Origin of the sequence: Neobacillus niacini (assembly GCF_030817595.1) — a bacterium.
In the GTDB taxonomy this organism is placed as follows: Bacteria; Bacillota; Bacilli; order Bacillales; family Cytobacillaceae; genus Neobacillus; species Neobacillus niacini_G.
Genome location: NZ_JAUSZN010000001.1, coordinates 522,054 through 536,273, shown reverse-complemented (window position 1 = coordinate 536,273; position 14,220 = coordinate 522,054). Strand labels below are relative to the sequence as shown.

The following is a 14,220-nucleotide window of genomic DNA, read 5'->3' as shown; positions in this document are numbered from 1 at the left end:
ATATTTATTGGTAGGGACAAATCCTGGTTGGGTTCTGGAAGAATTGTCCTTCATACAGGGTCTGAAAGACAAATCCTAGCCCGCTACTACATTATTTGTCCTTCATAAACTATTTTTTAAAATAAACCAACATTTTATCGCACAGTTTCCTTAATCAATAAAAAATAGCTTGGTATGAACAATTTCACACCAAGCTATTTTCTATTAATTACATCTCAACTTCATCAGGTACATACAAGTCAAACGGGGTTGCATTGTATGGGAGAATGGCTAATTTCTCTTCGATAAGTCGGTATCCTCTGCCATAGGGGTCTTGACCTTTTTCTAGTTGTTCTTTTAGCATGTTGGCGTACGGTACTTCTCCCATTTGGGTCATCATGTGTACTTCTACCCATGAGGCAAATCCCTCAAGTTCTTCCGTTTGCAGCTGATCCACTTGTAAATTCTCAAATTGCCAAATATGTGTTAGTTCGTGGGCTAAGGTGGAAAGTGTATGGGTTCTCGGTGACCCATTTTCCACAAGAACCTTGAGATTACCATCACTATCCAGGCTGGATTTACTGGTTAATCGTGGATTACCTGCCTCTGAAATAAAAGGTAAACCGCCCGTTTTATGAATTTCTGCTGGACTTAACACGTATAGCGCGATATCTTCAGGTAAGTTTACTAAATATACATCTTTAAAAAATTGACGAACTTCTCGATAAAGTGGCTCCACTCGTAATACATGGTCAATGGCCGACTCATTACAAGCAAAGCACCTTTGTCTGCCATCATTGAGTTGAATGACTTGCGCTGCAGCCACCATACTGCCACAGAACACGCATTGCGTTTCACTGCTGTTGATATTTACGATTTCTTCATTTACCATACGTCCAAGATATCCTGATCGAACTTCCCTTAATTTTTTCCTTGGTAACAACGTATCTAAAATCGCAAAAGTTTCGCTTAAGGCCAATTCTTTAGGATAGTGGCCGTAACCAAAATACAGATAATCGCTATTTCCGTTACTTTCATTTAATAACCAATAAAGATAGTCGTTTACTATATCAAAGATTTGTTCCCAATTATGACTAATCGCTTCTAACATGCCAAGGTGTACAGGAGAATCCTCAATAATATAGAGCGAGATCTGCCCCTCTTCCTCATTGACATCATCTAATTGGATGGTAGGAGTAATCCATTTTAGATGTTTAGACTGTGAATCTGTTTGGTCAAAGAATAATTCATCCAACCTAGCACATACCTTCACAAAATGGTGTGTATCTGGGAATAAAGAAACAAACAACTCATTCAATAAGAGAGATAATGTAAATTTGATTTTTGCGGCATTTTCAAATGTACCCTCTTTGGAATGTATCTCTAAACATAAAAGATGGCCGTTTTCATAATTCCTGGTGATTTGCTCATCTTGATGATAAGAATGCAATTTCATCGATTTTAAGTTTGACATTTCACTCATTTCCACATATCCGCTTGTTTTAACACTTACATCCGCCTGTACCGCCCCCATACAGACCTCAAACTGTTCCAAGAGAATAGTATTCCTCTTGAAATTGCGTTGTTCTGCCATATTGCTTATCTTAAATTCAGAAATAGGACGATAGTATTTCTGCCTAAAAATGTGTTCATAGGTGACTTCCACGATTCCATGCTCTACATCAACTTTTTGGATTTTATATTGTTCGCCATTAAATGAATGGAATTGACCAGGCAGGTATTGTTGATAGAGGTGTCCTTCAAGAATCTCAGAAAGACACTTATCGTTATGCTTAATCTGGAAGAAACGGAACCCCTTTGGTAAAATCTTTTCCTTAGCTGAATACGGGATCCTGTATCGTGTTTTCTTCACAAAATCCTTTTTGAAACGGTCAAAGGTTACTAATTCTTCTGATTCAATCGTAAAACGGTATGCTAATTTAGGACCAAAGGTGTTAGAGAACAGCTCGTGAACACCCTCGACAACCGAGCGATAAGAGCTAATTTTTGCTCTTGTTAAATAGCTTTCCACTTCCTCTTTCATTATATAAAAATGACATAATCGCTCTAATAGAGTATAAGCAATGCTCCAAAGTGATTGCGATAATCGTGGAGCTAATGGTGCTATGGTCCGATTCGTACTCATATAGAAATCCAACTGATCTGCTAAGTAATCTCGAAGTAAGTATGGAGGGCTGACGATGTGAACAAATGAAGCCACTTTGCCAGTTCCTTTCCACAAATTTAAACGCCTCACTAAATTGTAGTGGTCATCTCGAATCAGAAAAAGTGTAAAATCATCAATCGGAATCGAAAGGTTACTGTCCTCGACCTGAATCATTTTTACCATATGATCTAGCGTTTCTAAATCAAACCCAAGGTCAAATAAAGACTTCTTCATATCCATGATTTCGTGGATACTTTCTTTAACGTTAGTGTTTCGCAGGTTGATCAAGTGAACAGGGTCAATTTTCGCCTGTAAAGCAGGGATCGCTAAGACCACTTCCGCTTCTAATTGACGATGCGAAATTTTTGGCAGGATATTTTGTTGAAACCAATTTTCACCTTCATTTTTCCAAACCATATAAAATAAATTTTGACTTATACTGGACGGTGAAACGATATCTCTAGGCTCACATTGCAAGAGTGAACGTACGGTATGTTCTAATCCTTCATACCATTCTGTTAATATGATGTATTGTGGTTTTTTCCCAGTCAGCTCCCTAACATTTATGTTAAAAGTATGAATGATGGTTGAATAAGCCGGAATCAGCTTCTCTGCATGTAACAACAATATTCCTTCCAACAGTTTTGTTTTTTCTAACTGACGTAAGTAGTACAAAAATCGTTTCTCCTTCAACGTTTCGGGTGAAACAATCAATACATCTGAATTCATGTTTTGTTCAAGTGCATCTAAAAAGGTGCTTATCTTCCATAACTGGTCCACCCCTGATACTTCTTTCATTCCCTTTGACACCCAGTCCACCGCTGCCGCTGCCGCACCTTGGCTATGTGCAATGATTAATATCTTCTTATTTTTAGCCAGCAAATGATACAATGCCGGAAAGAAATAGGAGGAAAAATCATTGTAATTAACATCCTCAATCATTACATCATGTTCTTGAATGATTTCTGACATCATCGTCGTATAGCTTTCATCGATGATGATGTTCTTTTTCTTTAATTCCTCACAAATCGAATCAATAATCAATTGATGTTCCAAGTCTGGAGAGATATTTTCATAGGAAAAATGATCTTTACGTTGATGAAAATGTTCATCTTCTTTCAGAATCCCTGAAGCCAGCAGTCGATCTTCCCATAATTCCTTGTATTGATTAAATAATTCTTCATAGGTTATTAATCTTTTTGAAACGGCATCATTACCCGCTATAATACCTTCACTATAAGGCACCTTTTCACCATTTAAAAACCATGCAATCTCCATTAATAGAATAAAAGAAATAATAGGATATGTCGGCAAATACTGATTAATCGTCAGTTCGTATACATTGGCAATGATAAGAAGCACTAGTATAAGTAGTGGGAAAATCGCTGCAATCTTAAAAAAAGCAGCTAGATAGGTCCACTCCTTTTTCAAGTAAATCCTTCCCCCGCTTTTAAAATATACTAGTGAAACTGTACCCTGCTTCGACAGCTTCGTTTTCGAATTTTCCACAAGTTCTTTCGGATAGAGAACAGACGCAGCCTTATTTACTATTTTCACAAATGGTTTCAAGATGCGATTATTTCCAAGATTCTTAGAAGGCAAACTTCCTGTGATTTTCCAACACCATTTAACAGTCAATACCAAGACCAAAATCGTTATATTTATAAGCAATTGGATATTCGACAATAGAGATGGCATTCTTTCATTAAGAAATTCTTGGTATATACCCGTAAGCCACTTATCCAAAAGCAGCCAGGATAAACAAATAAATAAAGTCACTAGTGGTAGGTAAAGTTGTTTATAACGTTGATTCTGAGGAAAATTTGCCGTATAGAGAAGAATGATACTAAGACATAAAACAACGAAACTTCCTAACAGTTCAAGGTATAAGTTCATAGTTTATACACCTTATCTTCTTGGATTCGAATTTGCTCGAGTTCATTCAAGTAGGCTGATTGGTATTGTTCGATCGCACTACCGAGATACACTTCAATACCATGTCCGTTTGATCCCTGTACCCCTAGCTGTTGAAACGGAGAATAGATAGGATTCTCGATGATACCTTTTTCAAATTTAATACCTGGCACCCGTATTTCTTGTTTAGAAGAAAATGATTCTTTATTTATCTGAAGGATATGAAGCAATCGATTTGTCATCTGGACGAATTCGTCTAATTTAATAAGGTGGTAGCGGTAAAGAAGATTCTGTTCCTTCTTTTCTTCACCGATTAAGGATAATTTTTCGAGATATTTACGTAACGAGAATAGCTTAAATAAATGGTTTAAGTAGTCATTATAGCAGTGCTGGGCATCGACTTGCATTTGATAAATATTCTCGGTATATTCATAGGTTTTTTCTTGAAATTTCCATATGTGTTGATGGGATATATGTCTGGTAAAGTAGTACCCAATATACGTCACAAGGAGGGTGACAACCAAACCAATACCATAAAAATAGGCTGTTACCTTAGTAGATTCAGTTGAACCCGACATTTGCAGAAAAGGAATGAACAGGATCATAATAATCAGGAAACTCATCATCAGGAACTGATGCTGGTTTGGGAGTAGCTGCAGGTGAAAATGCATTTGGTTTTTCGCTTTCGTCACTAAATTTTTCCACTTTGAAAGTGCTTCCGATGTCCCAGGAGCAGAATGGATGACATCCCTTTCCACAACACTAATTTTTTGGAGAATGTCCTGTTTATAGTCATTTATGTCAATCAATTCTTCCTCTTCCAAAATGTCATTTCTTCTTTTTACAAGGTGCAATTTTTTTATCGCTTCTCTTGAATTTTTTAGCAGTTCATTTTCGCGATCAATGAGAATGGTTTCAGCTTTATAAAGCTGATCCTGCCAGTGGTCAAAGAATTGATAGTTAAGCTTTGTGCTCTTCAATAGTGGGTGATTAACATCTCTTCTTTTTTCAATACTTGCTGCCGTATAAGGAGAAAAATCATCATCTCGAAATCGATTCGTATGAAACTGATTTTGGAGTAATAATTGATCCTCTAATTGCCTTTTCGCCTTCAACAAGCTCATAAAATAATGATTGATTAATGTTTCCAGCCTATCAGTTTCTAACGAAATTTGTATCACACTGGTACTTCCCTTTTCCAACCTTTCAATTAGTTTTGGATGTTGGCTAATCGTGAGAAGAAAATAGGTGAGTTCCAAATAACCTCTCATTCTTTCCCGATGAGAACTTTGAACGATTTCCTGACGAATAAGGCGAATATCACCGATTTCACTTTGGATACCAACATGGTACTTTAAACTGCTTGAGAGTTCTCCTGATGGAGTAAAGTTTGTTAAAGAAGGAGTTAACGGCAGCGTACATATTTGCTTAATCTTTTTCTCGAAATCTTCCATAACGATATTTAATTGATCCTCAGTCATCCATTCATCATGACTTGGCTTCTCTCCACGTAACAACAAATAATCCTTCTTTTTGTCTATCTTCTTAGCTAGGCAGGTCTTGACCCGCTCACATTTCATCTCTAAAGCCTCCATAAATTCTGCACCAGGTTGATCTAAGATTATATCTTGAAGCTGAATGGGTTCCCCCCATTCTTCATCAAGCTGTTTAATTTCCTCCTCGATGAAGGCATTACCCACTATTGGCCACCCAGGGCTTTTCATAAGATAGCCATAATGGTCAAGTTCCCAGTACCGTTTTAACCCTTCTTCTATTGGCGCATAATTAGAAGTTCTCTTGATTTTATCAATTAAATGTAAAGTGCTTTGAGATGGATAGAATCCCTTGTCCTTTAGAGGTTCTAGCAGGTCTTTTCTTATTTCCGAGAGATGCGTTGTGAGTCGTAACCTTCTATTTAGCTCATCATCTAAATTCAAAAGAATAATCAACTGCCAATCCTTTATTCGCTGACGGTCAAGATGTTCAATCATTCGATCGACTAATGATAAAAAGAGAGGATTAGAGGCCGGGGCCTCCTCCTCCCAGTAAAAAGTTAATTCATTACAACTCTGCAGCTTGTAAAAGAATGGCTCAACTAAATTCCAATCCTCATACTTTTTGCCAAAATGAATCACGATTGAGTGCATCAAAGATCACTCCTTTTTTAAACAAGCTATACTAAAACTCGCTCTTGATTAAGTGAGTTCAGTTTATTATTAATATCATTCAACCACTTGTGGTACTCTTCTGAATCCTGTGGAGTTCTTTGTCTGACCTCAGATTCCTTCCAAAGTTGGTAAATCAAATTTGCCGCACCACGTTTTGCCGACTCCGTTCTCTTTACTTTTTTGAAGTACTCACAAATCTCTGTTAACAGACATTGTCGTAAACGATCGGCCCGCTCCGTTAAGGAAGGATTGGAGATAAATTCTTGGTCATACGCCAACACTAAATCTAGGATATTACGAATTCCATCTTTTCTAACTTTCGAAATTTCAACGGCCCCCCTAATAAAATCATGTTCATGAATATCTCGGTTATTTCTGATTTGGGTTTCTTGTGTTTCTTGGAATCTTTCTAAAATTTCATCATAGATAACAGGATTATGTGGTAATGCTTCATGAAGATTGAAGGTATCTTCTTCCACCTTTTCTCCAAATTTCAGTAATAATTTTGTGCCTTGATTTCCACTATATTGATAGACTCTCTTTCCGTCAGAGTTGACTAACTGAAGCCAGCCATAGATTACCCCGAGCAATAGTGCACGGTCCGTCCGATTCGTTTCAAGTTCAGCGCGTTCTGGATTTAAGTCTGGCATATACGCAGGAAGATGCCAATTTCGGTCCAAATGCGGGGTAATTGTACGATTTTCATCCTCATTTAGCTTACTCACTAAGCGATGATAGGCCTCATAATAAACACCTGGTGGCTTTCCATTTTTTCCAGAAGAAAATTTGGTAAAGTCACTGACAGATAATCCGTAATGGGCACGATAACAAACAATTTCATTTCGCTTAAAGGCATCATCCACAATTTGCTTCTCGTTAAACAACTCATTTTGCAACTGTTCCGAGAGCAGGTTAAAACTTTCCGTATGGAGTCCCCAGTATTTTAAACTTCGATACTCATTTGTAATCGGAACATATGGTTGTGCCAGTTCTTCTATTGCCTTCATTCTTTTATATAGATAATCATCTGGGTCAATCCCTAACCGACTGGCTTCTATTCTGAGCGCCTGGGTGATGGTTAAATCTAGTTTATCATGATGCTTACTCGCCAATTCGTTCCGGCAAAAGTTTAAAACATTCTCTCTAAAAAACACTTCAACCTTGGTTTCTTTATAAAACTCCTCTGCCCCTCGATTCGTTTTCCGCTCGATAAACCGGTTATAGAGACTTTGATAAATCTTCTGAGAGATACTATCTGGCAAGAAGCCATGATCAACCGATTGACGTATCCGCTCCCACGTTTGCTCCAGCATTTCCTTGTTGGCTAGAACATACCTTTTCGTCGGATCGCTCACGCCATCAAACTTCCTTGCTAATTGATTTATTTCCAACAAGAGCGTTTCTCTTGTTTCAATTAAATGATCAAAGAACCTTTGCCAATCCTCGATCATTTCCTTGATGGATTGATTGAGAGCAGAAAAGACTAGCTCTAATAACATGGAATATTTATAGCGATTAAGGGTACTCAGCTGATGAGATGCCTTTTCCGTATACTCATCAATAAAATCTTTAAATTGATTTCGAAACACACTGGAAACAAAGCCTTGTTTTAATGCTTTATCCACACGTCGAACCGCATCATCTACATCACCGTCATTGCGGTCTAAATCATAAATGTCTTGATAGCGTTCAATCTGTTCTTTAAATCTCCGATTCTCTTCTTTTAAATGGGAAATCTTCTTAATAAGTTTATTGTGAATACTGTAGAGCAGATATCGCACCCCAACAGGATGAATAGGTGAATCTTTTTTCAAAATCCAAGTATTAAGCTGGAACCGGCTGCCATTTGCGCCATTCGGCGAATGATAATCTGCATCAATTATCTGATAAACAATAAAATGACTGTATTCATTAATTTTCTTGTTAATTTCTTTGGCATAGTCTTCTAGGGCGGATTCCATTCGATTAATTTCTTGTTTCGCTCGATCTTTTATTTTCAGTTTTCCTCCATCAAGCACACAATGATCTTCATAATCCTCTTTTAATTCCACATCATCTTTCAGCACTTTTTTTGCATATTCCTCTACCTCAGATAAGAATATATCGGCTTTCGAAGCGCCTTTTTTACCCTTATCCTCGATTTCATGAACTTGGTAATCAAGCTGACGGAAAAAAGGGTTTGGTTTTTCTTGGTCATTCACAATCTGCTCAAAGTACTTAACATAAAGCTCTCTAATCTTTGGTTTTTCATTATGAATTCCGTTTCTTAAGTCATCGTCATGTCTCTTTTTTTCATCATTAAATAACTTATCTAATCGGAGCCAAGAGCCATCTAAGCCGCTAATGGACCATTTTAGTGCACAATAGTCAACAATCTCTTCATATGGATACGTTAAGGAAGCAACTCCAGCACCACAGTACCGTGCCTGCCCGTTTGATTCGACCAAACTTCTTATTTGGTTATCCTCCTGTGAAAAGCTTCTAGCTGAAATCGGGCTAAAGAGTTGGAGATAAACAGATCGTGCCACCTGGTCTATATACTCCGAAACGTTCGTCAAATGCTGCCCTTTTGTATTTTCATAATCAAATAGAAAGCAAAAATCATAAGGAAGATGTTTATCTGTAATCGCATGTGCTGTCCTGCCCTCTAAATCAATTTGATTCGGCCGATACTCGAGCTCAATCGTCACATTTTGTTTATGATTACCCGATGCGCTCAAGCTTATGGCATTCAATTCTTTTAAGCTGGCATACCCATTCCCTTGGACTGCTTCCCACTCCGTTTGGTCAACCGTATTACTTCTTACTAATATATCCGGTAGTAAAAAAACGCCGCGAATCAGAACGCTTTCAGAGTTTAGCTTTCTCTCCAGCATTTCACGCAGATAGAGAGCGATTTGCAGAAAAATCCCTGAACCAGTGCCGCCAACTAAGGAACTAATAATAATCACTCGGACATTATACGACTCAGCATGGCTGTCGACAGGAAAAATTCTTTCAATTCCATCCCACATCGCATTTAATTTCCCTTGTGACATCGCTGACCGAAAAGCAAGTCTCGATACTGCCCGAACTTGGCCGGCTCCATCTGTCATCGTTTTCCGTTTTATTTGAGGATTATTTGGAAACCATTTTAATACTTCTGGATTCGCTTGAAGATATTCATTAACGGAATGGCTTGTGCTTGTTTGTGTAGCACTGTTTCTTAAGTGTTCTAATTTTGAAATGCTATTGGCATCAGTATCAAACGCGTGGATCGCAACTCTTCCCCGCTGCTCGAGGGGAACACGGCCATATACCATATTCGCAATATTACTCCCTATTCCGCCTAGACCAATTAATATCGTTGGAACATTAAAGCTCATCTAGTTACCACCTCTTAAAGTACTTTTAATGGGATTTAAATATATAAATTGAATAGTCATTACTTCTCTCAATTTGAATCTCATCGTTATGATAAATCTGTAAGTCTGCCTTTTTACTTCTTCCCTCAAGCTTTTCATGTCTCACAATCAGGTTTGGGTCCTGTGATTCTTTCACGAGCCAAACGCGGTCCTTTTTTCGATCAGCCTTAAATGTTAAATCGCCAATACTCTTTTTTTCCGCCAAATAGGGCACAAGCCATCTGTTAACCCAATTCGTATAGAAGTTTTCTGTCATTCCACGTGCATCCCGAAGCCTCTCTCTTTTCCTACTTTGCTTGTATTCTAGTGAAATGTGGTTTTTGTCAAACCTTGGTTTTATAATGATTCCAATGATATATACAAGGATGGCAAGCCAGATTAACGCTTTTATAGCATCCTTTCCATATTTCTTAAAGAGTGATATATCCTCAATGTTTAGTGTAAAAGTCTCTTCCGCTATTTCATTAGGGTACTGACCGGGTAGGGTAACGTGAAGGGGTACGTCACCTACCGATGTTCGGAAGATCGGCGTTAAACTCTTAGGGTAAATAAGAATTTGATTCCCTTTTTGTTCTTTTTCAATTTTTATATGGCTGGGGGTTTCTATTTTTAGTTGCTTAAAAACCTTTTTAAGCTCTTCCGATGTCATTTCCTCCCCGTTGACCATAGGAGTAATCACAAAGGGAGCTGCGTCGTTTAACTTATCTAACGATGAACTCCAGGTATCAGTATTTGCCACTAGGCTCAACTTTCGCGTTGGGTTAATTTGAATGCTTGATTCCTTTACTTTTTGATAGAATCCCTTAATATTGATTTTTACATTGACAGAAATTTTTTCCTTTTGAGGTAACGCGAAATCCCCGATGAACTTATTAATCTTAGGATCATATTTAAGGGGAAGCTTCTCCCCGTCAATTTCAGCTTCTACTTCAAACAAACTTTTTACGTCAATAGCACGTAAATCGATTTCTTCATCATTACTTTCACTCTTCAATAGTGTGGTTTCTAGCACCATCTTACTGCCTACAAAGAAAAATTCAGGATTCTCTTCACCCGTGGCTTTTTTAAAATTCACTCTAAAATCAATCGCTGGTTCTGCTAATATCTTGATAGACTCTTGTTGTTCTTCCAATAGTGGCTTTTCGAAAACAATTTTATATGTCCCTCTGTCGACAACGCCATCACCATTCACATTTTTAAAATGCGTGAAAGTTCCTTGTATGGGCGGATGTAATTTTGCTGGGTCATCGGGTGTAAATACTTTGTAGGGACCCTCCATTCCTTGTTCAATGCGTTGGTTGTTTATATAAAATTCCTTAAAGGAAGCATTCTCTTCAGCGGACTGTTCAATGAGAGTAATTCTCCTTAATGGAAATGGAGACTCTAAGACTAATTGATTGCCGTCCCAAACAGGGTGTATATCAAACTTCTCCTCTTCACTCGGATCTCGATTGGTCATGAGAGCTGCAACCTCGTTAATGCGTTGTATGATATCTTGCTCTCCATTGCTCACTAGCACATTTCCAGCTGAACTTTCGGTCCATTGTCGTTTAAAATCAGCCATAATCTCTAGCTCTTCTGTGCTCAAATAGGATTCAATGGGAATCAAGGTACTGTGAAAACTAGCACCGTTTTGGTCCATTTTCTCCTTTAGTACCCTCAAACTAGTAAAAAGGGTATTCTTGTTCTCTTCAATTTGTGCGGCTGAAAGCTTTTGTTCAAGATCGTTAAGTTCATTAAAAATCCCATCGGTAAGAACGATTAACCAGAAATCAGAGTTTTTATTGCTGTCCACAGCTTTATCCAATTCATTAATCGCGGTTTGTAAAGATTCTAGCGGAGTATTTCTTTTCCCGGTCCAGGTTCGAATTTGATCAATTTCATGCTGTCGAAGTCTTTCATCTAATTCAATCGGCTCCGGTATGGTCGGTGAGCTCATAGAAACAACTCTTAACTGATCTTGTTTTTCTAAAAGAGAAACAAAGCTTTGAAGAGCGTAATTCGCATACTTCCAATTATCAATCGGAACATTTCCAGACTGTTCCCACATACTGCCAGAATCATCATATACAAGAGCAACAATTTTATTTTTAGGAATAGTGGAATGAGTTTTCGCTCCCGCTGTTGAAGCGAAAATGCTAAAGAAAAAAATAACCAAGACGTGCATGATTACAAGGTGTTTATACTTAGCTATCATTCTTTGAACTCCTTTCACAAACGAGCGAACACCGTAAAATACCCCTTTTCGAATAATTACTCCTATCCTATTCAAAACATTTATAACGCATGACCCAATTGTAAAAGTTTAGCTAAAAACCTGTACATATCATGGGATCTCTGCTTAAAATCTAGCATCGAGGTTAACAAAAAACTCCCCTTCAACCGAGTGGGAGTTTACATATTTCAATATCGATTATGACAAGTATTTTTTGGGGCTAAATTCTTGAGTATCGTGATCACAGTCCTTAACAAACGGACATAAATTGCATTCATGAACATTGCTTGTCTTAAAGTAGTTAGTAGGATCCTCAATGGAATATTTCATGACTTGTAGATAGTTAAGACCTTCCTGTAAATCTTCAGGGGTCGGTGTGAAGACATGCTTCTTTCCGTCGAGCAGCGTAATGACTTCTACTCTCTTCGGGGTTCTTTTAAATACCTTTTCAGAAAAAACAATCGACAGATGATAGTAGAGCGTTAACATTTCTGGTGTTGCGTCGACTAAGTACTTCTTTATCACAAAAGAGGAATCAGACCACTCGGCAACATCAAATGTTAAGGATAAGTCGACATCCAGCTCTTCAATATATGTATTTAGTTTTTCAAACAAAAACAAAGGTGGAGATTCCTTGGATTCTGCCTGTATATGTTGAATTAGATTATCTGTTATTTTGGCAATTACCAAATAATATTGAATCCTAGATTCAAATAGGTGTGGAGCTACATTACTCCAATATTTATCCACAAGTCTTAGCACTTTTCCTGAATGTCGGTGTTCAGAAGGAAGTTTATAAAAAGTATAAACCACCTTATTTACCACATGTTGCACTACCTGTCTCCAGTTGATAGAACGCTTTCTCTTTTCGTAGTACTCAAAATAAAATTTGTAAGGACATGTGATGAAGTCTTTTAAGTTATCCTCTGTGATAGCCTGTATTTGATTCATGGACAAACCTCCCCCTAAATGTATTTGTTCAACGTAGTTAATCCGATAATAATTGATAATGATTATCAATGTCAATCATATTTTCTAATTTAGGTCCTAAATTATTTGAATAGTTAAATTGTTGTCAAGAATCTTTTTCTGCTACATATATTTTTGGCAGATGATAATAAAGGAGGACATTTAGATGATGACATCTGAGAGTTTACGTTTACGAAAAATTCAAAGGCAAGCTCATGAAATTATGGATGAGGTAAATCTTAGAAATGTGCAAATGCCGCCAGAACTCCTAACAATGGTAATTGATAACCTCTCACGTGCCGTTGGTGATTTAACCGACCCTTCCGGTAATTTTTCTTTGAGTTATCTAGAAGAAAAAGTCGGTAATGCCCACTCCATTCTAGTTAAAAAGAGACAATGAATTAGGAGGAGCAAACATTCTAGAAATCAATTTAGCAGAATAATATCCAGCCCACTATCAGGTCCGATTAGGATCAATATAGTGGGTTTTCTTTTATAAAAATATTGAAACACAGCAAGAAGAGCTACATAATAAAAGAATGGAAGGATGTGGGAATAATGAGTAGATATTCGATTGAAGAATTCATTAAACAAACAGAGCAGAAAGATAAAGGCGAAGGTTTTTTTGAATTGGAGACGCCACGGATGTTGGAGGTAAACTTAGACGGACAGGTTTGGGCAAAGGCGGGATCCATGGTTGCGTATCACGGTGAAATCAAGTTTGTCCGTGAAGGAATATTAGAGCATGGTCTCGGGACTGCATTAAAAAAGGCATTTACGGGAGAAGGCGCTTCTTTAATGAAGGCCAATGGGAGAGGAAAATTATATCTTGCGGATAGCGGAAAGAAAATTATTATCCTCAATTTAAGTAATGATTCTATTTATATTAACGGGAACGATCTATTAGCCTTTGAACCTAGTATTAAATGGGAAATTAAATTAATGAAAAAAATTGCTGGAATGCTTGCTGGTGGGTTATTCAACGTTCGCTGTCAAGGAACTGGGATGATTGCCTTTACGGCGCATTATGAACCAATCACATTAAGAGTAACACCAGGAAACCCTGTCATTACGGATCCAAATGCAACCGTCGCCTGGTCTGGTAATCTGATGCCAACCTTTCAAACGGATATTACGTTAAAAACATTGCTAGGAAGAGGCAGCGGTGAGTCGATTCAAATGAAATTTGAAGGTGACGGCTTTGTGGTGATTCAGCCTTTTGAAGAGGTCTACATGAAGTCCAAGCAAAATATTACATAAAAATATGATTAGTCCTCCTGTTTTTACGTATGGAGGACTTTTCCATGTTAAGAATGAAAATAATAAGCCTATGGAAGGCTAACCTCCATAGGCATACAAATTTTATTTTTCCTTAAATCTTGTTTTCTACTAGTATTCTATGGA

The 14,220-nt window shown here is 37.6% G+C and carries 7 protein-coding genes; 2 read left to right on the top strand and 5 right to left on the bottom strand.

Annotation, left to right across the window (positions count from 1 at the left end; genetic code table 11):
* Positions 1-208 precede the first annotated feature (208 nt).
* The 5 genes from QFZ31_RS02685 to QFZ31_RS02665 all read right to left on the bottom strand — a co-directional run bounded on the left by QFZ31_RS02685 (position 209) and on the right by QFZ31_RS02665 (position 12,798).
* Positions 209-4,042, bottom strand: coding sequence for a hypothetical protein (locus QFZ31_RS02685; protein ID WP_307300684.1), 3,834 nt, complete (start codon positions 4,040-4,042; stop codon positions 209-211).
* Positions 4,039-6,207 (bottom strand): hypothetical protein, encoded by a 2,169-nt coding sequence (locus QFZ31_RS02680; protein WP_307300683.1) that lies wholly within the window; start codon positions 6,205-6,207, stop codon positions 4,039-4,041. The genes QFZ31_RS02685 and QFZ31_RS02680 overlap by 4 nt, the downstream gene beginning before the upstream one ends.
* A gap of 26 nt (positions 6,208-6,233) precedes the next feature.
* Positions 6,234-9,593, bottom strand: a complete 3,360-nt coding sequence (locus QFZ31_RS02675; protein ID WP_307300682.1) for a tubulin-like doman-containing protein — start codon at positions 9,591-9,593, stop codon at positions 6,234-6,236.
* Positions 9,594-9,618: 25 nt separating this feature from the next.
* Positions 9,619-11,829 (bottom strand): vWA domain-containing protein, encoded by a 2,211-nt coding sequence (locus QFZ31_RS02670; protein ID WP_307300681.1) that lies wholly within the window; start codon positions 11,827-11,829, stop codon positions 9,619-9,621.
* A 216-nt stretch (positions 11,830-12,045) separates the two neighbouring features.
* Positions 12,046-12,798 carry a hypothetical protein gene (locus tag QFZ31_RS02665; protein WP_307300679.1) on the bottom strand — a complete coding sequence of 251 codons (753 nt, stop codon included), beginning with the start codon at positions 12,796-12,798 and terminating at the stop codon, positions 12,046-12,048.
* 184 nt (positions 12,799-12,982) lie between these two features.
* Here QFZ31_RS02665 and QFZ31_RS02660 point away from each other — a divergent pair, with 184 nt between their 5' ends.
* Both QFZ31_RS02660 and QFZ31_RS02655 read left to right on the top strand, forming a co-directional pair.
* On the top strand, positions 12,983-13,216 hold the full coding sequence (locus tag QFZ31_RS02660; RefSeq protein WP_373459815.1) for a hypothetical protein: 234 nt from the start codon (positions 12,983-12,985) through the stop codon (positions 13,214-13,216).
* 158 nt (positions 13,217-13,374) lie between these two features.
* On the top strand, positions 13,375-14,076 hold the full coding sequence (locus QFZ31_RS02655; protein ID WP_307300678.1) for an AIM24 family protein: 702 nt from the start codon (positions 13,375-13,377) through the stop codon (positions 14,074-14,076).
* Positions 14,077-14,220: the final 144 nt, after the last annotated feature.